Source organism: Pseudomonas sp. AAC, assembly GCF_000725445.1.
GTDB lineage: Bacteria > Pseudomonadota > Gammaproteobacteria > Pseudomonadales > Pseudomonadaceae > Pseudomonas > Pseudomonas citronellolis.
In genome coordinates this window covers 836,580-860,326 of record NZ_KL647097.1, presented here as the reverse complement: position 1 = coordinate 860,326, position 23,747 = coordinate 836,580, and the positions used below count along the sequence as shown (strand labels likewise).

At 67.1% G+C, this 23,747-nt stretch carries 20 protein-coding genes; 13 read left to right on the top strand and 7 right to left on the bottom strand.

The window, feature by feature from the left end; genetic code table 11:
• Positions 1 to 51 precede the first annotated feature (51 nt).
• From FG99_RS17620 to FG99_RS17605, 4 genes are all read left to right on the top strand, one after another.
• Positions 52 to 399 carry a DUF2946 domain-containing protein gene (locus FG99_RS17620; RefSeq protein WP_051878975.1) on the top strand — a complete coding sequence of 116 codons (348 nt, stop codon included), beginning with the start codon at positions 52 to 54 and terminating at the stop codon, positions 397 to 399.
• 109 nt (positions 400 to 508) lie between these two features.
• The gene (locus FG99_RS17615) at positions 509 to 2,620 is read left to right on the top strand and encodes a TonB-dependent copper receptor (protein WP_141766218.1); all 2,112 of its coding nucleotides are present in this window, start codon (positions 509 to 511) and stop codon (positions 2,618 to 2,620) included.
• A gap of 117 nt (positions 2,621 to 2,737) precedes the next feature.
• Positions 2,738 to 3,250, top strand: coding sequence for a copper chaperone PCu(A)C (locus tag FG99_RS17610; RefSeq protein ID WP_009616191.1), 513 nt, complete (start codon positions 2,738 to 2,740; stop codon positions 3,248 to 3,250).
• A gap of 101 nt (positions 3,251 to 3,351) precedes the next feature.
• Complete coding sequence (locus FG99_RS17605; RefSeq protein WP_051878973.1) at positions 3,352 to 3,759, top strand: DUF6491 family protein; 408 nt, start codon at positions 3,352 to 3,354, stop codon at positions 3,757 to 3,759.
• Between the two features lie 3 nt (positions 3,760 to 3,762).
• Here the strand turns inward: FG99_RS17605 and FG99_RS17600 are convergent, their stop codons facing one another.
• Positions 3,763 to 4,599: a M23 family metallopeptidase gene (locus tag FG99_RS17600; RefSeq protein ID WP_043271440.1), complete on the bottom strand. Its 837-nt coding sequence runs from the start codon at positions 4,597 to 4,599 to the stop codon at positions 3,763 to 3,765.
• Between the two features lie 491 nt (positions 4,600 to 5,090).
• Positions 5,091 to 6,470, bottom strand: coding sequence for an exodeoxyribonuclease VII large subunit (xseA, locus tag FG99_RS17595; RefSeq protein WP_043271438.1), 1,380 nt, complete (start codon positions 6,468 to 6,470; stop codon positions 5,091 to 5,093).
• A gap of 137 nt (positions 6,471 to 6,607) precedes the next feature.
• Between xseA and guaB the strand changes: the two genes are divergently transcribed.
• Entirely contained in the window at positions 6,608 to 8,077 is a 1,470-nt protein-coding gene (gene guaB / locus FG99_RS17590; protein ID WP_009616195.1) for an IMP dehydrogenase, read from the top strand.
• Positions 8,078 to 8,191: 114 nt separating this feature from the next.
• The gene (guaA, locus tag FG99_RS17585; RefSeq protein WP_043271436.1) at positions 8,192 to 9,769 is read left to right on the top strand and encodes a glutamine-hydrolyzing GMP synthase; all 1,578 of its coding nucleotides are present in this window, start codon (positions 8,192 to 8,194) and stop codon (positions 9,767 to 9,769) included.
• Between the two features lie 83 nt (positions 9,770 to 9,852).
• Here the strand turns inward: guaA and FG99_RS17580 are convergent, their stop codons facing one another.
• Entirely contained in the window at positions 9,853 to 10,638 is a 786-nt protein-coding gene (locus FG99_RS17580; protein ID WP_043271434.1) for a crotonase/enoyl-CoA hydratase family protein, read from the bottom strand.
• 209 nt (positions 10,639 to 10,847) lie between these two features.
• On the opposite strand from FG99_RS17580, the gene FG99_RS17575 reads away from it, so the two are divergent.
• On the top strand, positions 10,848 to 12,239 hold the full coding sequence (locus tag FG99_RS17575) for a multicopper oxidase family protein (RefSeq protein ID WP_043271432.1): 1,392 nt from the start codon (positions 10,848 to 10,850) through the stop codon (positions 12,237 to 12,239).
• On the top strand, positions 12,227 to 12,745 hold the full coding sequence (gene tadA, locus FG99_RS17570) for a tRNA adenosine(34) deaminase TadA (protein ID WP_043271431.1): 519 nt from the start codon (positions 12,227 to 12,229) through the stop codon (positions 12,743 to 12,745). Before FG99_RS17575 ends, tadA begins: the two co-directional genes overlap by 13 nt.
• Before the next feature lie 344 nt (positions 12,746 to 13,089).
• Here tadA and mltF read toward each other — a convergent pair whose 3' ends face one another.
• On the bottom strand, positions 13,090 to 14,559 hold the full coding sequence (mltF, locus tag FG99_RS17565) for a membrane-bound lytic murein transglycosylase MltF (protein ID WP_043271429.1): 1,470 nt from the start codon (positions 14,557 to 14,559) through the stop codon (positions 13,090 to 13,092).
• A 314-nt stretch (positions 14,560 to 14,873) separates the two neighbouring features.
• Here mltF and purL point away from each other — a divergent pair, with 314 nt between their 5' ends.
• Entirely contained in the window at positions 14,874 to 18,770 is a 3,897-nt protein-coding gene (gene purL, locus FG99_RS17560) for a phosphoribosylformylglycinamidine synthase (RefSeq protein WP_043271427.1), read from the top strand.
• 537 nt (positions 18,771 to 19,307) lie between these two features.
• Entirely contained in the window at positions 19,308 to 19,625 is a 318-nt protein-coding gene (locus tag FG99_RS17555; protein ID WP_043271426.1) for a YqfO family protein, read from the top strand.
• A gap of 62 nt (positions 19,626 to 19,687) precedes the next feature.
• Here FG99_RS17555 and FG99_RS17550 read toward each other — a convergent pair whose 3' ends face one another.
• From FG99_RS17550 to FG99_RS17540, 3 genes are all read right to left on the bottom strand, one after another.
• Positions 19,688 to 20,998, bottom strand: coding sequence for an IS4 family transposase (locus FG99_RS17550; protein WP_043268243.1), 1,311 nt, complete (start codon positions 20,996 to 20,998; stop codon positions 19,688 to 19,690).
• 115 nt (positions 20,999 to 21,113) lie between these two features.
• A complete protein-coding gene (locus FG99_RS17545) occupies positions 21,114 to 21,614 on the bottom strand; it encodes a L,D-transpeptidase family protein (RefSeq protein WP_009616312.1) in 501 nt (166 codons plus the stop codon).
• Positions 21,615 to 21,673: 59 nt separating this feature from the next.
• Positions 21,674 to 22,228, bottom strand: coding sequence for an NUDIX hydrolase (locus FG99_RS17540; protein WP_043271424.1), 555 nt, complete (start codon positions 22,226 to 22,228; stop codon positions 21,674 to 21,676).
• 136 nt (positions 22,229 to 22,364) lie between these two features.
• Here FG99_RS17540 and FG99_RS17535 point away from each other — a divergent pair, with 136 nt between their 5' ends.
• The 3 genes from FG99_RS17535 to FG99_RS17525 are packed head-to-tail and all read left to right on the top strand — an operon-like array spanning position 22,365 to position 23,709.
• Positions 22,365 to 22,961, top strand: a complete 597-nt coding sequence (locus FG99_RS17535; protein WP_043271422.1) for a CoA pyrophosphatase — start codon at positions 22,365 to 22,367, stop codon at positions 22,959 to 22,961.
• Between the two features lie 38 nt (positions 22,962 to 22,999).
• Entirely contained in the window at positions 23,000 to 23,524 is a 525-nt protein-coding gene (locus tag FG99_RS17530; protein WP_043271421.1) for a gamma carbonic anhydrase family protein, read from the top strand.
• The gene (locus FG99_RS17525; RefSeq protein WP_009616323.1) at positions 23,521 to 23,709 is read left to right on the top strand and encodes a DUF1289 domain-containing protein; all 189 of its coding nucleotides are present in this window, start codon (positions 23,521 to 23,523) and stop codon (positions 23,707 to 23,709) included. Before FG99_RS17530 ends, FG99_RS17525 begins: the two co-directional genes overlap by 4 nt.
• The last annotated feature ends 38 nt before the right edge of the window (positions 23,710 to 23,747 follow it).

The window sequence follows — 23,747 nt, the reverse complement described above, 5'->3', positions numbered from 1 at the left end:
AGACGGCGAGGCACAGGACAAGGCACGGGCATCTGGCTGGCGCTGTTCGCCATGCTGATGATCCACCTCGGCCCGCTGCTGTCGCAGTCCATGCCCATGGATCACCCCATGCCGGCCATGGCCGGCATGGAGGGCATGGCCTGCTCCGAGCAGATGCGCGGCGGCCACCACGGGGCCGATGCCGCGCAGCAGGGCTTCTCCGCCGACCACTTCATGGAGAAGTGCGGCTACTGCGGCCTGCTGCTCCACAGTCCGGCGTTGCAAACCCCGCGCCTGGCGCTCTCCGCCGACCTGCCCGGGGCCGCCCCGGCGCCTCAGGTCGTCATCGAACAATCCATCCCGCCTTCGCCGATCTTCCCCGGCGCCCGTTCACGCGCGCCGCCGTCCATGAGCGCCTGACCTTTCTTTCGCCGTAGCCAGCGCAAGCGCCATCGCGCAGAGGAACCTTCCTCCGCGCGCGTCCGCCGTGCCTGGCCAGAAGAACATCGTCATGATCATGGAATTTCGCATGTCCAGACTCTTCCTGCGCGGGCGCGTTCGCCCGGCACGCCTACGCACCCTTTGCGCACTCACCGCCCTCGGCGGCATTGTCGGCCTGAGCCCTTCCGTTCGCGCCGACGAGGCCGACGACCCGCACGCCGGCCACCACGCCATCGAACTGCAACCCAGCGTCATCACCGCGGTGGCGCAGAGCTCGCCGCTGACCGTGGTCACCGACCCGAAGCAGGCGCGCCAGCCGATCCCGGCCAGCGACGGCGCCGACTACCTGAAGACCATCCCCGGCTTCTCCGCCATCCGCAACGGCGGCAGCAATGGCGACCCGGTGCTGCGCGGCATGTTCGGCTCGCGGCTGAACATCCTCACCAACGGCGGCGTGATGCTCGGCGCCTGCCCGGCGCGGATGGACGCGCCCACTTCCTATATATCGCCGGAGACCTACGACCGGCTCACCGTGGTCAAGGGCCCGGAAACCGTGATCTGGGGCCCTGGCGCCTCGGCCGGGACCATCCGCTTCGACCGCGATCCGGAGCGCTTCGGCGAGCTGGGCACGCGGATAAACGGCAGCCTGGTGGCCGGCTCCAACGGCCGCTTCGACCGCGTGCTGGATGCTGCCGCCGGTGGTCCCGAGGGCTACCTGCGCTTCACCGGCAACCGCTCGCAGTCCGACGACTACGAGGACGGCGGCGGCAACACCGTGCCCTCGCGCTGGAACAAGTGGAACGGCGACGTCGCCCTGGGCTGGACGCCGGACGCCGACACCCTGGTCGAACTGACCGCCGGCAAGGGCGACGGCGAGGCGCGCTACGCCGGGCGCGGCATGGATGGCTCGCAGTTCAAGCGCGAGAGCCTGGGCCTGCGCTTCGAGAAGTCCAACCTCGGCGGTGTGCTCGACAAGCTGGAGGCGCAGGTCTACTACAACTACGCCGACCACGTGATGGACAACTACAGCCTGCGCACGCCCTCGGGCACCGGCATGATGGCCGGGCCCATGGCCTCCAACGTCGACCGCCGCACCCTCGGCGGGCGCCTGGCGGCCACCTGGCGCTGGGACGACTTCAAGCTGATCTCCGGCGTCGACGCCCAGAGCAGCGAGCACCGCCAGCGCAGCGCCATGGGCATCGGCGCCTACGACGAGGTGCCGTGGAACAAGGACGCGACCTTCCACGACTACGGCGCCTTCGCCGAGCTGACCTGGTACGCCGCCGAGCGCGACCGGGTGATCGCCGGCGCACGCCTGGACCGCGCCTCGGCCAAGGACTACCGGCAGACCACCGGCTCGGGAATGATGACGCGGCCCAACCCCACGGCCGACGACACCCGCGCCGACACCCTGCCCAGCGGCTTCCTGCGCTACGAGCACGACCTGGCCGACTCGCCCACCACGCTCTACGCCGGTCTCGGCCATGTGCAGCGCTTCCCCGACTACTGGGAGCTGTTTTCCCCGAACATGGGCCCGGCCGGCTCGGCCAACGCCTTCGACGCCATCAAGCCGGAGAAGACCACCCAGCTCGACTTCGGCGCCCAGTACGAGGGCGAGAAGCTCAAGGCCTGGGCTTCGGGCTACGTCGGCGAGATCCGCGACTACATCCTGTTCACCTACACCAGCGGCGGCATGATGGGGGCAACGTCCCAGGCGACCAACGTCGACGCACGCATCATGGGCGGCGAGCTGGGCGCGGCCTACCAACTGGCGCCGAACTGGAAGACCGACGCGACCCTGGCCTACGCCTGGGGCAAGAACACCAGCGACGACCGCGCGCTGCCGCAGATGCCGCCGCTGGAAACCCGCCTGGGCCTGACCTACGAGCAGGGCGACTGGAGCGCCGGCGCCCTGTGGCGCCTGGTGGCGAAGCAGGGGCGGGTGGCCGAGGGGCAGGGCAACGTGGTCGGCAAGGACTTCGACGAGAGCGCCGGCTTCGGCGTCTTCTCGCTCAACGCCGCCTACCGCGTGAACAAGCACTTCAAGGTCAGCACCGGCGTCGACAACCTGTTCGACAAGGACTACGCCGAGCACCTCAACCTCGCCGGCAACGCCGGCTTCGGCTACCCGGCGAACGACCCCCAGGCGATCCGCGAACCGGGCCGCACGCTCTGGACCAAGGTGGACTTCAGCTTCTGAGCCCCGGCGACCGCGGTCGCCGGCTTGAGTGGGGGCGCGAAGCGGCTATGCTGGCCGTGCCCCCGGCGAAGCCGCCCGCTCGACGGGCGGCCCATGAGATCGTTAGGAGTTTCCAACATGCGCAAGACCCTCCTGGCCCTGGCGGCCATGCTGTCCTTCTCCACCCCGCTGCTGGCCCACGAATACAAGGCCGGCGACCTCGACGTCGAACACCCCTGGTCGCTGCTGCTGCCGGCCAACTCGGAGAACGGCGCGGCCTATTTCGTCGTGCACAACCACGGCAAGGCGGCCGACCGCCTGCTCGGCGCCGATACCGAGCGCGCGGCCAGCGCCGAGGTCCACGAGCACCAGATGAAGGACGGCATGATGAAGATGCAGAAGGTCGACGGCGTGGACATCCCCGCCGGCGGCACCGTCACCTTCGCCCCGGGCCACTACCACCTGATGCTGCTCGGCCTGAAGAAGCCGCTGGCCGACGGCGAGCGCTTCCCTGTGACGCTGCACTTCCAGCAGGCCGGCGACCTCAAGGTCGAGGTGCAGGTGCAGAAACAGGCGCCCGAGGCCGGTGAGCACGGCATGTCCGGCCACGATATGTCGGGTCACGACATGCCCGGGATGAAGATGAACTGACCGTCCGGCCGGCCGCGCGCCGGCCTTTCTCCAGGGTGGGAAAATGGAACCGGGCCGGTTTCGGCTCGACAGGGGCCACCCGTCGTGGCCGGGAGGTGAGCATGCGCAATGTCCGCAGCGCCGCCATGCTGGCGGCTGCCATTCTGCTGGCTGCCTGCAGCCAGTCCGGGCTGCGCAACGACCCGTTGCCCCTCGACCAGCACCTGGAACGCCTCGGCTACCGCCAGGGCGAGACGGTCAAGTCGATCCCGGTGTGGGAAACCCAGGGCTGGGAATACCTCGACAAGGGCCACATCGTCCTCGGCCACGCGCCCGGCCGGCGCTACCTGGTGGCCTTCTCCTCGCCGTGCGACAACCTGTCGTTCAGCAACCGCCTGAACATCGGCAGCACGGTAGGGGCGGTGACCAGGCTCGACCGCATCCTCTCGTATGACTCGAGCGGTATCCCCGAGCCCTGCCTGATCGGCGAGCTCTATCGCCTGGAGCGCTTGCCCAGCCGCGCGGAATGAAGCTTACGGCTTGAAGGCGCCGATGAAGATCGCCGGGTCGACGCGGGCGTCGTTGAGGCTGACGTTCCAGTGCATGTGCGGCCCGGTGGCCCGGCCGGTGGCGCCGACGCGGCCGACCACGCCGCCGCGCGGGACCTGGTCGCCGAGCTTCACGTCGATCTTCGACATATGGCAGAACATGCTGATGAAGCCCTGGCCATGGTCGACGAACACGGTGTTGCCGTTGAAGAAGTAGTTGCCGATGAGGATCACCTTGCCCGCCGCCGGGGCCTTGATCGGCGTGCCGGCGGGCACCGCGAAGTCCAGCCCGGAGTGCGGGTTGCGTTCCTCGCCATTGAAGAACCGGCGCAGGCCGAAGGGGCTGGAGAGCGGGCCGTTCACCGGCTTGTCCAGCACCAGGTTGCTCGGCGTACCGGGGCTGAAGCTGCGGTAGGCGGCGGTCTGCTCGGCCAGTTCGCGGTTGATGCGCTTGAGGTCCTCGGGCAGCGGGTTGACCTGGCGGGTGTTCTTCAGGGTGATGCGCTGCTCGCGATAGTGTTTGCTGCCGACCTGGAACGGCAGGCTGCGGCTGGCGCCGGCCTGCTTGACCTGCAGCTGCTGCTGGCCCGGCTTGACGCTGAGCGGGATGCCGACCACGGCGATCCAGTCGCGGCCTTCCTCGCGCACCACCAGCACCGGCTTGCCCTGGTAGCTGGCGCTCGGCGCCGGCCCCGCGCTGCCCAGCTGGACCACGGCGACGCCGCCGGGCACCGGCTTGTTCAGGGTACGGCTGATGAAGCCCTCGGCATGGGCGGGCAGGGCGAGAAGGGTGGCGAACAGCAGGCAGAAGACGCGGAACATGGGCTTTCCGTAAATCCGGTAAAGCCGGCAGTCTACATGGCGCGAACCCCGGCGGTGTAACCGTTGGCGGTTATTCGTCCTGTGTGTAGGCGCAACTATCTTGCCGACTGCGCCGGGGTGATGGGTATCGCTCCGCTCAACGCCATCCTACGGGGCAGTCTTACGCCGGAGGGCTCTTCGTAGGATGGGTTGAGCCTGCGAAACCCATGCGGTCGTGGTGATGGGTATCGCTCCGCTCAACGCCATCCTACGGGCAATCTTGCGCCGGAGGGCTCTTCGTAGGATGGGTTGAGCCTGCGAAACCCATGCGGTCGTGGTGATGGGTATCGCTTCGCTCAACGCCATCCTACGGGGCAATCTTGCGCCGGAGGGTTCTTCGTAGGATGGGTTGAGCCTGCGAAACCCATGCGGTCGTGGTGATGGGTATCGCTTCGCTCAACCCATCCTACGAAGAGCCGTGCTTCCGGCGCATGTCACAGCCAATGCCCAGGTCAGTCCAGCAGCGAGAGGGTGACCGGGGCCTGGTGGTTGTCTTCCACCCGCACTTCCAGTTGGCCTTCGCCCAGTTTCGCGGTCAGGCGCTGGCCGGGCTGGGCCTGGGCGGCGCGGCGGATGGCCTGGCCGCGTTCGTCGAGGAGGATGCTGTAGCCGCGCCCGAGGGTCGCCAGCGGGCTGACGATGTGCAGGCTCTGGGCCAGGCCGTCGAGGCGCTGGCGGCGCTCGCGGAGGATCGCCCGGGTGGCGTGGGGCAGGCGCGCGGCCAGGCTGTCTAGCTTCTGCCGCAGCAGCGCCAGGGCGCGGCCCGGGTGCTGTGCCTGCAGGCGCGTCTGCAGGCGGCCGATGCGTTCCTGGCGCACCTGCAGCTGGCGCTCGAAGGCGCGGCGCAGGCGCATGTCCAGGTCGTCCAGGCGCTGGGCCTGCTGGCGCAGGCGCTCGCCGGGGTGGCGCAGGCGCCGGGCGGTGCCTTCCAGGCGCAGGCGCTCGCGGGTCAGGCGGTCCTGGATGCGCAGGATCAGCCGGCGGCGCAGGCCGTCCAGGCGCTGCTGCAGGTCGCCGGCGTGCGGCGCCAGCAGCTCGGCGGCGGCCGAGGGCGTGGGCGCGCGGACGTCGGCGACGAAATCGCTGATGGACACGTCGGTCTCGTGTCCCACAGCGCTGACCACCGGGGTGGCGCAGGCGGCGATGGCGCGGGCCACGACTTCCTCGTTGAAGCACCAGAGGTCTTCCAGTGAGCCGCCGCCGCGGGCCAGGATGATGGCGTCGAAGCCGCGCGCATCGGCCAGCTTCAGGGCACGGACGATCTGCGCGGTGGCCTCGCGGCCCTGCACCGCGGTGGGCACCAGGGTCAGCTCGATCTGGGGCGCGCGGCGGCGGAACACGCTGATGATGTCGCGGATCACCGCGCCGGTGGGCGAGCTGACGATGCCGATGCGCCGCGGATGTGCCGGCAGCGGCCGCTTGCGCTCGGCGGCGAACAGGCCCTCGGCGGCGAGCTTCTGCTTCAGCGCCTCGAAGGCCAGGCGCAGGGCGCCGTCGCCGGCCGGTTCGACGGCGTCGGCGATCAGCTGGTAGTCGCCGCGGCCCTCGAACAGCGAGACCTTGCCGCGCACCTTGACCGCCAGGCCGTCGCGCAGGGCCTGGCGCACGCGCAGGGCGTGCTGGCGGAACAGCGCGCAGCGCACCTGGGCGTTGCCGTCCTTCAGAGTGAAATAGATGTGCCCGGAGGCGGGGCGGGCGAGGTTGGAGATCTCGCCTTCCACCCAAACCTGCGGGAACACGTCCTCCAGGAGCTGGCGGGCGCGCTGGTTGAGCTGGCTGACGGTCAGCACCTCGCGGTCGAGGCCCAGCCGTTGGAAAGGGTCATTGAACATGGCGCTGGATGATAAGCCCGGGGCCTTGCCGAGGGCCAGCGCGAAACCCGCGAATCCAGCGGTCGGGCGCGTTGAGCCCGAGCGTGAAGCTGGGGTATAATGCCGCGCTTCCATTTTCCCGTGTGGGAGCCCTCGCCATGCTGCGCATCAGCCAAGAAGCCCTGACGTTCGACGACGTCCTCCTCATCCCCGGTTACTCCGAGGTCCTGCCCAAGGACGTGAGTCTGAAGACTCGCCTGACCCGGGGCATCGAACTGAACATCCCGCTGGTGTCCGCCGCCATGGATACCGTGACCGAATCCCGCCTGGCCATCGCCATGGCGCAGGAAGGCGGTATCGGCATCATCCACAAGAACATGGGCATCGAGCAGCAGGCTGCCGAGGTGCGCAAGGTCAAGAAGCACGAGACCGCCATCGTTCGCGACCCGGTCACCGTGACGCCCTCCACCAAGATCATCGAGCTGCTGCAGATCGCCCGCGAATACGGCTTCTCCGGCTTCCCGGTGGTGGAAGAGGGTGAGCTGGTGGGCATCGTCACCGGCCGCGACCTGCGCGTGAAGCCGAACGTCGGCGACAGCGTGGCGGCGATCATGACGCCCAAGGACAAGCTGATCACCGCCCGCGAAGGCACCGCCCTGGAAGAGATCAAGGCCAAGCTGTACGAGAACCGCATCGAGAAGATGCTGGTGGTCGACGAACAGTTCCGCCTCACCGGCCTGGTCACCTTCCGTGACATCGAGAAGGCCAAGACCTACCCGCTGGCCTCCAAGGACGAGCAGGGCCGCCTGCGCGTCGGCGCCGCCGTCGGCACCGGCGCCGATACCGCCGAGCGCGTCGCCGCGCTGGTCGCCGCCGGCGTCGACGTGGTGGTGGTGGACACCGCCCACGGCCACTCCAAGGGCGTGATCGACCGCGTGCGCTGGGTGAAGGAAACCTTCCCGCAGGTCCAGGTGATCGGCGGCAACATCGCCACCGGCGAAGCCGCCAAGGCCCTGGCCGACGCTGGCGCCGACGCGGTCAAGGTCGGCATCGGCCCGGGCTCCATCTGCACCACCCGCATCGTCGCCGGTGTCGGCGTGCCGCAGATCTCGGCCATCGCCAACGTCGCCGCCGCCCTTGAAGGCACCGGCGTCCCGCTGATCGCCGATGGCGGCATCCGCTTCTCCGGCGACCTGGCCAAGGCCATGGTGGCTGGCGCCTACTGCGTGATGATGGGCTCCATGTTCGCCGGCACCGAAGAGGCCCCGGGCGAGATCGAGCTGTTCCAGGGCCGTTCCTACAAGTCCTACCGCGGCATGGGCTCCCTGGGTGCCATGGCCGGCGCCACCGGTTCCTCCGACCGCTACTTCCAGGACGCCTCCGCCGGCGCCGAGAAGCTGGTCCCCGAGGGCATCGAAGGCCGCGTCCCGTACAAGGGCCAACTGACCGCCATCGTCCACCAACTGATGGGTGGCCTGCGCGCCGCCATGGGCTACACCGGCAGCGCCGACATCCAGGACATGCGCACCCGGCCGCAGTTCGTGCGGATCACCGGCGCCGGCATGGCCGAATCCCACGTGCATGACGTGCAGATCACCAAAGAGGCCCCGAACTACCGTGTAGGTTGATCGGATCGCAATCGAATTGGCGCTGGAAGCTGGAAGCCAGAAGCTGGAAGTTGAATTCCGGTCTCTGCTTCCAGCTTCTGGCTTTCAGCTTCCAGCTATTCCGAAGGAAAGCCCATGTCCCAAGACATTCACGCTCACCGGATCCTGATCCTCGACTTCGGTTCCCAGTACACCCAGCTGATCGCCCGCCGCGTGCGCGAGATCGGCGTGTACTGCGAAATCCACCCGTTCGACATGAGCGACGACGACATCCGCGCCTTCGCCCCGCGCGGCATCATCCTGGCCGGCGGCCCGGAGTCGGTGCACGAGCTGGACAGCCCGCGCGCGCCCAAGGCGGTGTTCGACCTGAACGTGCCGCTGTTCGGCATCTGCTACGGTATGCAGACCATGGCCGAGCAGCTGGGCGGCAAGGTGCAGGGTTCGGACCTGCGCGAGTTCGGCTACGCCCGCGTCGACGTGGTCGGCAAGGCGCGCCTGCTGGACGGCATCGAGGACCACGTCGATGAAGACGGCGTGCTCGGCCTCGACGTGTGGATGAGCCACGGCGACAAGGTCACCGACATCCCCGAGGGCTTCCACATCCTCGCCAGCACCCCGAGCTGCCCGATCGCCGCCATGGCCGACGACGCCCGCGGCTACTACGGCGTGCAGTTCCACCCGGAAGTGACCCACACCAAGCAGGGCGGCCGCATCCTCTCGCGCTTCGTGCTGGACATCTGCGGCTGCGAAGCCCTGTGGACGCCGTCGAACATCGTCAACGACGCCATCGCCACCGTGCGCGCCCAGGTGGGCAACGCCAAGGTGCTGCTGGGCCTGTCCGGCGGCGTCGATTCCTCGGTGGTCGCGGCCCTGCTGCACAAGGCCATCGGCGACCAGCTGACCTGCGTGTTCGTCGACAACGGCCTGCTGCGCCTGCACGAGGGCGACCAGGTGATGGCCATGTTCGCCGAGAACATGGGCGTCAAGGTGATCCGCGCCAACGCCGAAGACAAGTTCCTCGGCCGCCTGGCCGGCGTCGCCGACCCGGAAGAGAAGCGCAAGATCATCGGCCGCACCTTCATCGAGGTCTTCGATGAGGAAGCCACCAAGCTGCAGGACGTGAAGTTCCTGGCCCAGGGCACCATCTACCCCGACGTGATCGAGTCGGCCGGCGCCAAGACCGGCAAGGCCCACGTGATCAAGTCGCACCACAACGTCGGCGGCCTGCCCGAAGACATGCAGTTCGAACTGGTCGAGCCGCTGCGCGAACTGTTCAAGGACGAAGTGCGCAAGATCGGCCTGGAACTGGGCCTGCCCTACGACATGGTCTACCGCCACCCGTTCCCCGGCCCGGGCCTGGGCGTGCGCATCCTAGGCGAAGTGAAGAAGGAATACGCCGACCTGCTGCGCCGCGCCGACCACATCTTCATCGAAGAGCTGCGCAACTTCGACTGGTACCACAAGACCAGCCAGGCCTTCGTGGTGTTCCAGCCGGTGAAATCCGTCGGCGTGGTCGGCGACGGCCGCCGCTACGCCTGGGTCGTGGCCCTGCGCGCGGTGGAGACCATCGACTTCATGACCGCACGCTGGGCGCACCTGCCCTACGAGCTGCTGGAGAAGGTCAGCAACCGCATCATCAACGAGATCGAAGGCATCTCCCGCGTCACCTACGACGTGTCGAGCAAGCCGCCGGCGACCATCGAGTGGGAGTGATCCCAGCGACCCGGCGCAGCTGAGCGGCGCCGGTAGCCGGAAGACGGGGCGGTCGTGGTCATCCACGCCGCCCCGTCGTCGTTTCAGCGGCCGACGAAATTCGCCTCGCGGCGTTCGAGGAAGGAGGCCACGCCTTCCTTGACGTCGTCGCTGCCCATCAGCGGTTGCAGGTCCGGCAGCAGGCGGCGGGCGGCTTCCGCCTCGCCTTCGGCCAGGGCCAGGCGGGCGCTGGCCAGGGTGGCGCGCACGCCCAGCGGGGCCTGGCGGGCGATGCGTTCGGCGATGGCCAGGGCTGCGGCGAATTCCTCGCCGGGGGCCGTCACTTCCTGCACCAGGCCCATGCGGTGGGCTTCCCGGGCGTCGAATTCGTCGCCGGTGAGCAGGTAGCGCATGGTGTTGCCCCAGCCGATGTTCTGCACGAAGCGGATGGTCGCGCCGCCCACGGCATAGATGCCGCGCTTGACCTCGATCTGGCCGAAGCGGGCGTCTTCCGCGGCGATGCGCACGTCGGCGGCCAGCATCAGTTCCAGGGCGGCGGTGAAGCAGACGCCGCGGGCGGCGACCACGATCGGCTTGGCCACCCGCCGCGCCGGGTCCAGGCCGAAGGGGTCGCAGGCGCCTGGAGGCAGTTCGGGGAAGCGGCCGCTGGCGAACTGCGGGCCCCACTTGTCCAGCTCCAGGCCGGCGCAGAAGTGCTGGCCCTCGCCGTAGAGCAGGCCGCAGCGCAGTTCGTCGTCGCCTTGCAGTTCACCGTAGGCGTCGGCCAGCGCCAGGTACAGCTCCACGTCCATGGCGTTGTACTTCTCCGGGCGGTTCAGCCCGATGCAGAGCACATGGCCCTTGCGTTCCACCTTCAGTTTCTGGCTCATGCCTCGTCTCTCTCGTCGTCAATGGCGGTGTGCCGCCGTGGAAGCGAAGTTATCCAGATAGCCTTCCGTGGCGCCGCTGTCCATGTCTGTCAGGCATTTGCTGCGGTTGCCCGGGATGCGACATCGCGCAGCGCCTTCGCGCTCGCCTTGCCACCGGGAAAATGAGAAAATCTTGCATTTGCGAGATACCCGCAGGGGTTGGGGGAGACATGAGCTTTACCCGCAGACAGGTACTGGGTGGCATCGCCGGCCTCGCCGTGGTCGGCCTCGGCGTCGGCGGCGCGCGCCTTTGGCTGGCACGCCCGCAGGTGACCGCGGAGCACGACTATGAACTGATCGCCGCGCCCATGGACCTGGAGCTGGTGCCCGGGCACAAGACCCCGGCGCTGCTCTACGGCAACCGCTTCCCCGGCTTCGAGATCCGCGCCCGCCAGGGCGACTGGCTGCGCGTGCGCTTCACCAACAAACTGGACCAGCCGACCACCATCCACTGGCACGGCATCCGCCTGCCCATCGAGATGGACGGCGTGCCCTACATCTCGCAGCCGCCGGTGCAGCCGGGGCAGAGCTTCGTCTACCTGTTCAAGACCCCCGACGCCGGCAGCTACTGGTACCACCCGCACCTGATGAGCAGCGAGCAGCTGGGCCGCGGCCTGGTCGGCCCGCTGATCATCGACGAGCGCGAGCCCAGCGGCTTCAGTCACGAGAAAATCCTCTGCCTGAAGACCTGGCACGTGGACGAGCAGGGCGCCTTCACCGCCTTCAGCGTGCCGCGCGAAGCCGCCCGCGAGGGCACCCGCGGCAGCCTGTCGACCATCAACGGCGAGCACGTGCCGGTGATCGAGCTGCCCGCCGGCCAGGTGACCCGCGTGCGCATCCTCAACATCGACAACACCGTGACCTACCGGCTCAACCTGCCGGGCAGCGAGGCGAAGATCTACGCCATCGACGGCCACCCGGTGGAGCCGCGGGACCTCGACGAGCAATACTGGATCGGCCCGGGCATGCGCCTGGAGCTGGCCATCCGCGGCCCGGCCGAGGGCCAGGAGCTGTCCCTGCGCGACGGCGTGGTGCGCCTGGGCACGGTGCGCGGCGTGGCGCCGCTGCAGGGTGGTTCCGCCGAATGGCCGCCGGCGCTGCCGCACAACCCGGTGAGCGAGCCGGACCTGGACAAGGCCGAGACCATCGACTTCAAGTTCGAGTGGGTGGGCGCCATGACCGACTACTCCAAGGGCCAGGCGACCCCGTCGCTGTGGCAGATCAACGGCGTGGCCTGGCAGGGCGGCGAGGAGCACAAGCACAACGCGCCGCCGCTGGCCAAGCTGGAGCTGGGCAAGAGCTACATCTTCACCCTGCGCAACCTGACGCAGTACCAGCACCCGATCCACCTGCACGGCATGACCTTCAAGGTGCTGGCGTCCAACCGCCGCAAGATCATCCCGTACTACAGTGATACCTACCTGCTGGGCAAGAACGAGAGCGCGAAGGTGGCGCTGGTGGCGGACAACCCCGGCCTGTGGATGTTCCACTGCCACGTCATCGATCATATGGAGACCGGCCTGATGGGCACCATCGCCGTGGGTGACGCCTGGTGCGGCTGACCAACAGCAAGGGCCACCCGACGGTGAAGGGGCTGGCCCCGGTGATCGACCGCAGCCGCGACCGCGAATTCATGCGCGAGGCCATGGCCCTGGCCGAGCAGGGCGCGGCCCTGGGCGAGGTGCCGGTGGGCGCGGTGCTGGTGCTGGAGGGCCAGGTCGTCGGCCGTGGCTTCAACCAGCCGATCACCGCCCACGACCCCAGCGCTCACGCCGAGATGGTCGCCATCCGCGAAGCCGCGGCGGCGGCCGGCAACTACCGCCTGCCCGGCAGCACCCTCTACGTCACCCTGGAGCCCTGCAGCATGTGCGCCGGCCTGCTGGTGCACGCGCGCATCCAGCGCCTGGTCTATGCCGCCACCGAGCCCAAGTCGGGGGTGGTGGTCAGTCGGGGGGTGTTCTTTGCCCAGGATTTCCTTAACCACAAGGTGCTGGTGGAGGGCGGGGTGCTGGCGGAGGAGTGCAGTGCGATGCTGTCGGCCTTTTTTAAGGCACGGCGCAAGGGATAGGGCGCGGCGTCCTACGCGAATCGCGGACGGAGTCTGCTCCTGCGATAGTGCATTCCTGAAAACTGTCTTGCCGGCGGAGCGCCGAGGCGCTTTTCGTAGGATGGGTTGAGCTTGCGATACCCATCGGATCATGGTGATGGGTATCGCTTCGCTCAACACCATCCTACGGGTGTTGTGTTTGCCGGAGGCTCCGGCGCGATTCGCGGATGAGAGCCGCTCCTACGCGCTGCCCCACTCGCGCCATTCCCATGTAGGAGCGCGCCCTGCGCGCGAAATCGCGGGCAGGGCCCGCTCCTACAGTTGTCGTGGGGCATGGAGTTTCCTCGTGGCGGACTCCGTCCGCTTCAGAGCTTCTCGTCAGGCTCTTCGCTGGGGCGGGTCTTGTTCACCCCGGGCAGGTGCAGGCCGCTTTCGGCCAACTGGCCGCCTTCGAGTTGCGGCTGGGTCACCCAGGTGAGGATGTCGTAGTAGCGCCGCACGTTCTGCACGAAATGCACGGTCTCGCCGCCGCGGGCGTAGCCGTAGCGGGTCTTGCGGAACCACTGCTTCTGCGACAGGCGCGGCAGCATCTTCTTCACGTCCAGCCACTTGTCCGGGTTCAGGCCTTCCTGCTGGGCCAGCTTGCGGGCGTCGTCGAGGTGGGCGCTGCCGATGTTGTAGGAGGCCAGGGCGAACCAGCTGCGGTCCGGCTCCTTGATGCTGTCCGGCAGCTCGTCGCGGATCTGGTCGAAGTACTTGCCGCCGCCCTGGATGCTCTGCTTGGCGTCGAGGCGGTTGGACACGCCCATGGCCTGGGCGGTGCGGTTGGTCAGCATCATCAGGCCGCGCACGCCGGTCTTGGAGGTGGCGTCGGGCTGCCACATGGATTCCTGGTAGCCGATGGCGGCGAGCAGGCGCCAGTCCATCTTCAGCGTCTGGGCGATCTGCTTGAAGTGCGTTTCGTAGCGCGGCAGGCGCTGCTGCAGGTGCTGGGCGAAGGTGTAGGCGCCGACGTAGCCGAGCACGTCGACGTGGCCGTAGTAGCGGTCCTTCAGGTGCTGCAGGGTGCCGTCCTGCTTGACCTTGTCGAGGAACTTGTTGACCTCGGCGTACAGGCTGTCGTCCGTCCCGCCGGGCAAGGCCCAGGCCAGGCCGCGGGCGTCGCCGAAGTCGAAGGCCACGCGCACGTTGGGGAAGTAGACCTGGTTCATCGCCAGCTCGTTGGAGTCGATCAGCGTCAGGTCGATGTCGCCGACGTCCACCATGCGCAGCAGGTCGACCATCTCGTCGGCGTCGGATTCCTTGTACTCCAGCTTCGGGTACTTCTTCTTCAGCTCGGCCAGCTGCATGGCGTGGCTGCTGCCCTTGAGCACCACGATGCGCTTGCCGACCAGGTCGTCAGGGCGGGTGGGGCGCGGGTCGCCATTGCGGTAGACGACCTGGGGAGTGACGTCCAGGTAGGAGTGCGAGAAGCGTACGGAGGTCTCCCGCTCGCCGCCGGGGGTGAGGCCGGCGGCGGCCAGGTCGGGGCCGCCGGATTGGCCGAGCTTGCTGTAGAGGTCGTCGAGGTTGTCGGCGGTCTCCATCTGCAGCTTCACCCCCAGGTGATCGGCGAAGCGCTTGGCCAGCTCGTATTCGAAGCCGGTCTCGCCGTTGCGATCCTGGAAGTAGGTGGCCGGGCTGTTGCGGGTTATCACCCGCAGCACTCCGTCCTTCTGTACCCGCTCCAGGGCCGTGGGGGCTTTCGCCTCGCTACAGCCGGAGAGCAGCAGAAAGATACAGGTCGCCAGGATCCATACGGCGGAGCGCACGCGGGACGGGTTCAGGGCAAACATCGGCGCAGTATACGCCAAGGTCGCGGAGCCCAATATCTGGACAGCCGGGGGCATCTCTGCTAGCGGCTTCGTTTCAGGGGCCGTGCCAGACGCCGGCCGGGGGCCCGGGGCGCGCCTGGAGCGGGCGTGCGGCGAGCCCGCTCGAAAGCGTTCGAAGATGAATGGCGGCGCTCCCCCGCCCAATGGCAGAAAGCCCTTGCCGTCGGCCGAGCTGCAGGTGCCGCCGGGGCATGCTTTACGGTAGAATGCACGGCCTCTGCGGGCCGGCCCTCCCGGCCCTGCGAATTCCCCTGTCTCCAGAGGCTGTTCCGACAATGCTGATCCTGCGCGGCGCTCCCGCCCTTTCCGCCTTCCGCCACGGCAAACTGCTCGACCTGCTGACCCGGCAGGTACCCGCTGTCACCGGGCTGTACGCCGAGTTTGCGCATTTCGCCGAGGTCAGTGGCGTGCTGACCGCCGATGAGGAACAGGTGCTCGGACGGCTGCTCAAGTACGGCCCGAGCGTGCCGGTGCAGGAGCCCAAGGGCCGGTTGTTCCTGGTGGTGCCGCGCTTCGGCACCATCTCGCCGTGGTCCAGCAAGGCCACCGACATCGCCCACAACTGCGGCCTGGCGAAGCTCGAGCGCATCGAGCGCGGCATCGCCTACTACGTCGCCGGCGAGTTGTCCGAGGCTGACGCTGCGCAAGTCGCCGCGCGCCTGCACGACCGCATGACGCAACTGGTGCTGAACCAGATGGAAGAGGCCGCCGGCCTGTTCAGCCACGCCCAGCCCAAGCCGCTGACCGTGGTCGACATCCTCGGCGGCGGCCGCGCCGCGCTGGAGAAGGCCAACCTGGAGCTGGGCCTGGCCCTGGCCGAAGACGAGATCGACTACCTGGTGAAGAGCTTCGTCGAGCTGGGCCGCAACCCGCACGACGTCGAGCTGATGATGTTCGCCCAGGCCAACTCCGAGCACTGCCGCCACAAGATCTTCAACGCCAGTTGGGACATCGACGGCCAGGCCCAGGACAAGAGCCTGTTCGGCATGATCAAGAACACCTATGAAATGCACCGCGAAGGCGTGCTGTCCGCCTACAAGGACAACGCCGCGGTGATGGTGGGCTCGGTCGCCGGGCGCTTCTACCCCAACCCCGAGACCCGCCAGTACGGCGCCAGCGAAGAGCCGGTGCACATCCTGATGAAGGTCGAGACGCACAACCACCCGACCGCCATCGCCCCGTTCCCCGGCGCCTCCACCGGCTCCGGCGGCGAAATCCGCGACGAGGGCGCCACCGGCCGCGGCGCCAAGCCCAAGGCCGGCCTGGTCGGCTTCACCGTCTCCAACCTGAACATCCCCGGTTACGAGCAGCCCTGGGAAGTGCCCTACGGCAAGCCCGAGCGCATCGTCACCGCGCTGGACATCATGATCGAAGGCCCGCTGGGCGGCGCCGCGTTCAACAACGAATTCGGCCGTCCCAACCTGACCGGCTACTTCCGTACCTTCGAGCAGGCCGTGGCGACCCCGCGCGGCGAGGAAGTGCGCGGCTACCACAAGCCGATCATGATCGCCGGCGGCCTGGGCAACATCCGCGAAGACCACGTGCAGAAGGGCGAGATCAGCGTCGGCGCCAAGCTCATCGTGCTCGGCGGCCCGGCCATGCTCATCGGCCTGGGCGGCGGCGCGGCCTCGTCCATGGCCACCGGCGCTTCCGCCGCCGACCTGGACTTCGCCTCGGTGCAGCGCGAGAACCCGGAAATGGAACGCCGCTGCCAGGAGGTCATCGACCGCTGCTGGCAGCTGGGCGCCAACAACCCGATCAAGTTCATCCACGACGTCGGCGCCGGCGGCATCTCCAACGCCCTGCCGGAACTGATCAACGACGGCGGCCGCGGTGGCCGCTTCGAACTGCGCGCGGTGCCCAACGACGAGCCGGGCATGAGCCCGCTGGAAATCTGGTGCAACGAGTCCCAGGAGCGCTACGTCCTGTCCGTCGACGCCGCCGACTTCGAGACCTTCAAGGCCATCTGCGAGCGCGAGCGCTGCCCGTTCGCCGTGGTCGGCGAGGCCACCGAGGAGAAGCACCTGACCGTCGCCGACAGCCACTTCGGCAACAAGCCGGTGGACATGCCGCTCGACGTGCTGCTCGGCAAGCCGCCGCGCATGCACCGCTCGGTCGCCCGCGAAGCCGAGATCGGCGATGACTTCAGCGCCGCCGCCCTGGACCTGGGCGAAGCCACCGAGCGCGTGCTGCGCCACCCGGCCGTGGCCAGCAAGAGCTTCCTGATCACCATCGGCGACCGCACCATCACCGGCCTGGTGGCCCGCGACCAGTTCGTCGGCCCCTGGCAGGTGCCGGTGGCCGACTGCGCCGTCACCGCCACCAGCTTCGACGTCTACACCGGCGAAGCCATGGCCATGGGCGAGCGCACCCCGCTGGCCCTGCTCGATGCTCCGGCTTCGGGCCGCATGGCCATCGGCGAGACCATCACCAACCTGGCTGCCGCCCGCATCGGCGCGATCTCCGACATCAAGCTGTCGGCCAACTGGATGGCCGCCGCCGGCCACCCGGGCGAGGACGCGCGCCTGTACGACACCGTCAAGGCGGTGGGCATGGAACTGTGCCCGGCGCTGGGCATCACCATCCCGGTGGGCAAGGACTCCATGTCCATGAAGACCCGCTGGCAGGATGCGGGCGTGGAGAAGAGCGTCACCGCTCCCATGTCGCTGATCATCTCCGGCTTCGCCCCGGTCGGCGACGTGCGCAAGACCCTCACCCCGCAACTGCGCCTGGACAAGGGCGAGACCGACCTGATCCTCATCGACCTCGGCCGCGGCAAGAACCGCCTGGGCGGCTCGATCCTGGCGCAGACCTACGGCAAGATCGGCCAGCGGGCCCCGGACGTCGACGACGCCGAAGACCTCAAGGCCTTCTTCGCGGTGATCCAGGGCCTCAACGCCGACGGTCACCTGCTGGCCTACCACGACCGTTCCGACGGCGGCCTGCTGGCCAGCGTGCTGGAAATGGCCTTCGCCGGCCACTGCGGCCTGTCCCTGCGCCTCGACGACCTGGCTTCCAGCCGCGAGGAACTCAATGCCGCGCTGTTCAGCGAGGAGCTGGGCGCGGTCATCCAGGTCCGCGAAGCGGCCACCCCGGAAGTGCTGGCGCAGTTCAGCGCCGCCGGCCTGGGCGACTGCGTGGCGGTGATCGGCCAGCCGGTCAACGGCGACGCCATCGAGCTGGGCTTCAACGGCGCGCCGGTGTACAGCGCCGAGCGCCGCCTGCTGCAGCGCATCTGGAGCGAAACCAGCTACCAGATCCAGCGCCTGCGCGACAACGCCGAGTGCGCCGACCAGGAGTTCGACGGCCTGCTGGCCGAGGACAATCCCGGCCTGTCCGCCAAGCTCAGCTTCGACGTCAACGACGACATCGCCGCGCCCTACATCAAGAAGGGCGTGCGCCCGCAGGTGGCGATCCTCCGCGAGCAGGGCGTCAACGGCCAGGTGGAAATGGCCGCGGCCTTCGACCGCGCCGGCTTCGCCGCGGTGGACGTGCACATGAGCGACATCCTCGCCGGCCGCGTCAGCCTGGAAGACTTCAAGGGCCTGGTGGCCTGCGGCGGCTTCTCCTACGGCGACGTGCTCGGCGCCGGCGAGGGCTGGGCCAAGTCGATCCTGTTCAACGCCCGCGCCCGCGACGGCTTCCAGGCCTTCTTCGAGCGCAAGGACAGCTTCGCCCTGGGCGTGTGCAACGGTTGCCAGATGATGTCCAACCTGCACGAGCTGATCCCCGGCACCGAATTCTGGCCGCACTTCGTGCGCAACCGCTCCGAGCAGTTCGAAGCGCGTGTGGCCATGGTCCAGGTGCAGGAGTCGCAGTCGATCTTCCTGCAGGGCATGGCCGGTTCGCGCCTGCCCATCGCCATCGCCCACGGCGAGGGTCATGCGGAGTTCGAAAGCGAGGAAGCCCTGCTCGAGTCGGACCTGTCCGGCTGCGTGGCGCTGCGCTTCGTCGACAACCACGGCAAGGTCACCGAGACCTACCCGGCCAACCCCAACGGCTCGCCCCGCGGGATCACCGGCCTGACCAGCCGCGACGGCCGCGTGACCATCATGATGCCGCACCCGGAGCGGGTGTTCCGCGCGGTGCAGAACTCCTGGCGCCCGGACGAGTGGCAGGAAGACGGCGGCTGGATGCGCATGTTCCGCAACGCCCGCGTCTGGGTGGGCTGAGGCCGCATCTGACGCAGCAGGAAAAGGGGAAGGCTTCGGCCTTCCCCTTTTTCGTTGCGGGCTCGCGAACCCGACCTCCTGTAGGAGCGCGCCCTGCGCGCGAATCGCAGGCAGGGCCTGCTCCTACAGGTGGCTCCGTATGAGCGAGCATGGCTTTTCGTAGGATGGTGTTGAGCGAAGCGATACCCATCAGCGCAACCGCATGGGTTTCGCAAGCTCAACCCATCCTACGAAGAGCGCCTCGGCGCTGCCGGCAAGACAGTTGCTCCTGCGAGCATTCAAATGTGGCGAATCGGGGCCCCGCCAAAGGTTGGGCTGGGCGCTGGCGGCGCTTTATCGGAAAGTGATGCCGACTGAATCTGGACTCCATCACGTTTTACGAATCTTGGGAATTTTCCCTCAGAACGTGAAGGCAATCGCGCTGTCGATATTTGCCGAGCATGACCGCTGAGTCATTGGAGGCAAAATGCCATCACCTATGGCAGCATTCGCTCCTCGACTCCCCACCCGGTCCCGTTTTCCGCCACGGAGCGTCCGATGTACAAACTCTGCTTCTATGTTCCCGAGACTCACCTGGAGACGGTGAAGAAAGCGGTGTTCGCCGCAGGTGCAGGACGCATCGGTGCCTACGACAGCTGCTGCTGGCAGGTGCTCGGCCAGGGCCAGTTCCGCCCGCTGCAGGGCAGCAACCCCTTCCTCGGCTCGGCCGGCCTCGTCGAGCAGGTGGCCGAATGGAAGGTGGAGATGGTGGTGGCCGACGAGTTGATCCACGACTCGGTCAAGGCGCTGAAGGCCGCGCACCCCTACGAGACGCCGGCCTTCGAGGTGTGGCGATTGTCGGACATGGTCTTCTAGCCACAGCAAAATGAAAAAGGCGCCCGAGGGCTAATGCCAGTCAGTTAAGCTGACTGGCATTTTCATTTTCGTGTCGAATATTTTGCTGGTCGCTGCTTCACCGTTCTCGGGAACCAGCGATCAGGTCGCCGATGAGGTAGGACATACTGCGCCGCTGAGGCCTGCAAATCTGCCAGAAATCCTGGCAAGTTACCGGGATGGTTCAGCGACGTGCCATGCAGCAAGCCCAGGATTGCCCAACTGCAGGCGGTAAAACTCATTTCGCATGGGTATACCCCCGGGCACTGCCTCGACATCTGTACCATCTGATAACGTAACAGGTTGTAGCCCAGCAGCACGCCCCACAGTTCTTGCGCAATCATCTCCGGAGTCTTGCTTCTCAGGGTGTATTCGCCGCCCAAAAGTCCTTGCTTGATCTCCCGATAGCCCAGTTCGATTTCCCAGCGCTGACTGTAAAGATCGACGATCTCATCGCCAGGGAAACGCAGCGGATCGGTCATTGAGGTCAAGACGCTCACCACCTTTCCTTTGATCGTTTTGCTCAGCAACCTCGCTCGAATTTCCAACGGCAAGTCTGGCCATTGTTTGCGAGCCTGAGGCGATGTACGCAGAACGACCTGGGCATCATTGCGCCCAAGCTTGTGCTCTACCTCATACTGAGTGCCCTTTTTCAAAGGGATCAGCCAGTGTCGATGCTCGCCGTGCGATTGCCAGTGATGCAGCAAGCCCAACGAGTAGAAACCTTTGTCGAACAGGGTCAACGAATGATTCGGCGTGGTGGCGATCAGCTGTTCTGCCAGCTTCATTTCGCTACTGTGATAGCCCTCGAAAGTGCTGCTTATCAGTAGATGGCTGGTCAGCTCCATCTGACAGACCATCCGAACTTGAGGAAAGCTGCCGTCACCATGCTGGTTGGTCGCGCTGCCGTAGCACGCACGATTTTCTGCGGTATCAGGCGTATTCCAGACAACGCCGTCCACGCCAAGCAGCGTCAATCCCAACCACTGCGGATGTTTGGTTTCTTCGTGCCATCGCTGCTGGGTCAGCGTAAAGACTTCGCGTACAGCTTCGCTACCCAGCCGCTGCCGCCCTTGCACAACAGCGCTGGGCGCCACCAGCGGCCGCTTGCCCGGTAGCATGATGTCCATGTGGTTCACGACATCCCAAGCCGACATCCGGCGGAACAACGCCATGCCGATGATGCACCACACCAGGCTTTCAAGCGGAAGACGACGCTTGCGAATGGTCGAGACACCTGCAGTCTCGAAAGCCTGTTTCACGATGTCTGGATCGAGCAAAGCTCCCAGCCCCTCCAGCGCATGAGGCCGCGATGCCATTTCGTGAGTGAGGGACAGGGCTTGTGACAGGCGCATAAAAAATCCGATGCTCGTTTCCAAGCATCGGATTTTGCGGCCTGCAGACTAAAGGTCAATGTGTCAGCCTTAACTGACTGGCATTAGCCCGAGGGCGCCTTTTTTCATTGCCGCCTCAGGGGCGGATCTCGATCAGCGTGCCGTCCTTGACCAGGCTCCAGACCTCCTGCATGTCCGGGTTGGTCATGGCGATGCAGCCGTTGGTCCAGTCCAGGGTGGAGAAGTACCACTCCGGGTACTCGTCGCTCAGCGGGGTGCCGTGGATCATGATCATGCCGCCGGGCGACAGGCCCTTCTCGCGGGCGCGCACCACGTCGCGGGCGTTGGGGTAGGAGATGTGCATGGAGAGGTTGAACTTGTCGCTGGTCTTGCGCCAGTCGATCCAGTAGAAGCCCTCCGGCGTGCGGTTGTCGCCCTCGGCCAGCTTGGTGCCGCGCGGGCTCTTGCCCAGGGAGATGCGGTAGCTCTTGAGGATCTTGCCGTTGCTCAAGAGGTGCAGCTTGTGCTCGGACTTGAGCACCAGCACCTTGTCGATGCGGCCTTCCAGGGTCGGCGTCGCATTGGCCTGCGATAGAGCGGCAAAGGTCAGGCACAGAAAGGCAAGCAGCCAGCGCATGGAAAGACTATCCCCCGGATGTTCGATAAAGCGCCGCGATGCACGGCCCTGCAAAGTGTTCAGGTCTTCTTGTAGTGGCCCGGCATGGGTGCAATGGCCTCGTTGCGCACCGGGAAGTCCTGCCTCTGCCGGTCGCTGAAGTAGCATTCTAAGGTACGGCCCACGGTGGGGAAAGCCAGCTCCGACCAGGGAATCGCCGATTCCTCGAACAGGCCCACCTCCAGGCTTTCCTCGCCGGCGGCGAAATCCAGGTCGGCCAGCTCGGCGCGGAAGAACATGTACACCTGGCTGATGTGCGGCAGGTCGAACAGGGTATAGAGCTGCAACTGGCGCACGCGGGCGCAGGCCTCCTCCAGCGTCTCGCGGGCGGCGGCCTGCTCGAGGGTCTCGCCGTTCTCCATGAAGCCCGCCGGCAGCGTCCAGAAGCCCTGGCGCGGGGCGATGGCGCGGCGGCACAGGAGGATGCTCCCCTCCCACACCGGCAGGCAGCCGGCGACGATGCGCGGGTTCTGGTAATGCACCGTATGGCACTGGTCGCAGATGTAGCGCGGCCGGTTGTCGCCGCTGGGGATGCGCAGGCTCACGCTGGCGCCGCACTGACTGCAGAATTTCATGCACTTTCCCTGGGAATCGATACAGCCATCTTGCTCGCCGGAAGGCCCGCGCAGCAAGGGGGTGGGGCTTGGGCGAGGCAGCCTTTCATGCCATGATTCCACAATTGAGAGAATGGCTTACACGCAGGATGTCCGCATGCTGGACGAGCTGCGCCGGCGCATCACGGCGCACACCCCCCAGGACCTGAACAGCGAGCAGCGCTTCCCCGAAGCGGCGGTGCTGCTGCCCATCACCCCCAGCGAGGAGCTGGTGCTGACCCTGCGCGCCACCGGGTTGTCCACCCACAGCGGCGAGGTGGCCTTCCCCGGCGGGCGCCGCGACCCCGAGGACGTCGACCTGATCCACACCGCGCTGCGCGAGGCCGAGGAGGAGATCGCCCTGCCGCCGAGCCTGGTGGAGGTGGTCGGGCCGCTGAGCACCCTGGTCTCGCGCCATGGCATCAAGGTGACGCCGTTCGTCGGTTTCGTTCCCGACTTCGTCGAGTACACCCCCAACGACGGCGAGATCGCCGCGGTGTTCAAGGTGCCGCTGGAGTTCTTCCGCGGCGACCCGCGGGAAATGACCCACCGCATCGACTACTTCGGGCGCAGCTGGTACGTGCCCAGCTACCGCTTCGGCGAATACAAGATCTGGGGCCTGTCGGCGATCATGGTCGTCGAACTGGTCAACCTGCTGTTCGATGACCGCATCGACCTGCACCAAGCGCCGTCGCAATTCATCAAGCTCAGCTGAGCGGCGCATACAACAACGAGATGCCTGAGGAGCCACCGATGAAATACCGCCTGGGCGACGCCCGAGTCGAAACCCACCCCGACAGCTGGATCGCCCCGAACGCCGCGGTGATCGGCAAGGTGCGCCTGGACGCCGGCGCCAGCGTCTGGTTCAACGCCGTGCTGCGTGGCGACAACGAGCTGATCCACATCGGCGAGAACAGCAACGTCCAGGACGGCACCGTGATGCACACCGACATGGGCTTCCCGCTGAACATCGGCAAGGGCGTGACCATCGGCCACAACGTCATGCTGCACGGCTGCACGGTGGACGACTACAGCCTGATCGGCATCAACGCCGTGGTGCTCAACGGCGCGAAGATCGGCAAGTACTGCATCATCGGCGCCAATTCGCTGATCCCCGAGGGCAAGGTGATTCCCGACGGCTCGCTGGTCATGGGCTCGCCCGGCAAGGTGGTGCGCGAGCTGAGCGAGCAGCAGAAGAAGATGCTCGAAGCCAGCGCCGCCCACTACGTACACAACGCCCAGCGCTACGCCCGCGACCTGGCCGGGCAGGAAGAATGAGCCAGGAGCGCCCGGTGGCCTCGCCCTGCGTCTACGTCTGCACCCTGGACGATCAGGACCTGTGCATAGGCTGCCAGCGCACGGCCGACGAAATCACCCGCTGGGGCCGCATGGACAACGACGAGCGCCGCGAGGTGCTGCGCCTGTGCCATGAGCGCGCCCGCGAACAGGGCGTGCTGCTCTAGCGCGCCGACAGAACATCCCCTTCCCGAGGTTGCACGCA

Bases quoted from the DNA above. Each gene is read 5' to 3' on its own strand.
- FG99_RS17620 (WP_051878975.1), top strand. From the start codon at position 52: ATGCTGATGATCCACCTCGGCCCGCTGCTGTCGCAGTCCATGCCCATG.
- FG99_RS17615 (WP_141766218.1), top strand. From the start codon at position 509: ATGTCCAGACTCTTCCTGCGCGGGCGCGTTCGCCCGGCACGCCTACGC.
- FG99_RS17610 (WP_009616191.1), top strand. From the start codon at position 2,738: ATGCGCAAGACCCTCCTGGCCCTGGCGGCCATGCTGTCCTTCTCCACC.
- FG99_RS17605 (WP_051878973.1), top strand. From the start codon at position 3,352: ATGCGCAATGTCCGCAGCGCCGCCATGCTGGCGGCTGCCATTCTGCTG.
- FG99_RS17600 (WP_043271440.1), bottom strand. From the start codon at position 4,599: ATGTTCCGCGTCTTCTGCCTGCTGTTCGCCACCCTTCTCGCCCTGCCC.
- xseA (WP_043271438.1), bottom strand. From the start codon at position 6,470: ATGTTCAATGACCCTTTCCAACGGCTGGGCCTCGACCGCGAGGTGCTG.
- guaB (WP_009616195.1), top strand. From the start codon at position 6,608: ATGCTGCGCATCAGCCAAGAAGCCCTGACGTTCGACGACGTCCTCCTC.
- guaA (WP_043271436.1), top strand. From the start codon at position 8,192: ATGTCCCAAGACATTCACGCTCACCGGATCCTGATCCTCGACTTCGGT.
- FG99_RS17580 (WP_043271434.1), bottom strand. From the start codon at position 10,638: ATGAGCCAGAAACTGAAGGTGGAACGCAAGGGCCATGTGCTCTGCATC.
- FG99_RS17575 (WP_043271432.1), top strand. From the start codon at position 10,848: ATGAGCTTTACCCGCAGACAGGTACTGGGTGGCATCGCCGGCCTCGCC.
- mltF (WP_043271429.1), bottom strand. From the start codon at position 14,559: ATGTTTGCCCTGAACCCGTCCCGCGTGCGCTCCGCCGTATGGATCCTG.
- purL (WP_043271427.1), top strand. From the start codon at position 14,874: ATGCTGATCCTGCGCGGCGCTCCCGCCCTTTCCGCCTTCCGCCACGGC.
- FG99_RS17555 (WP_043271426.1), top strand. From the start codon at position 19,308: ATGTACAAACTCTGCTTCTATGTTCCCGAGACTCACCTGGAGACGGTG.
- FG99_RS17550 (WP_043268243.1), bottom strand. From the start codon at position 20,998: ATGCGCCTGTCACAAGCCCTGTCCCTCACTCACGAAATGGCATCGCGG.
- FG99_RS17545 (WP_009616312.1), bottom strand. From the start codon at position 21,614: ATGCGCTGGCTGCTTGCCTTTCTGTGCCTGACCTTTGCCGCTCTATCG.
- FG99_RS17540 (WP_043271424.1), bottom strand. From the start codon at position 22,228: ATGAAATTCTGCAGTCAGTGCGGCGCCAGCGTGAGCCTGCGCATCCCC.
- FG99_RS17535 (WP_043271422.1), top strand. From the start codon at position 22,365: ATGCTGGACGAGCTGCGCCGGCGCATCACGGCGCACACCCCCCAGGAC.
- FG99_RS17530 (WP_043271421.1), top strand. From the start codon at position 23,000: ATGAAATACCGCCTGGGCGACGCCCGAGTCGAAACCCACCCCGACAGC.
- FG99_RS17525 (WP_009616323.1), top strand. From the start codon at position 23,521: ATGAGCCAGGAGCGCCCGGTGGCCTCGCCCTGCGTCTACGTCTGCACC.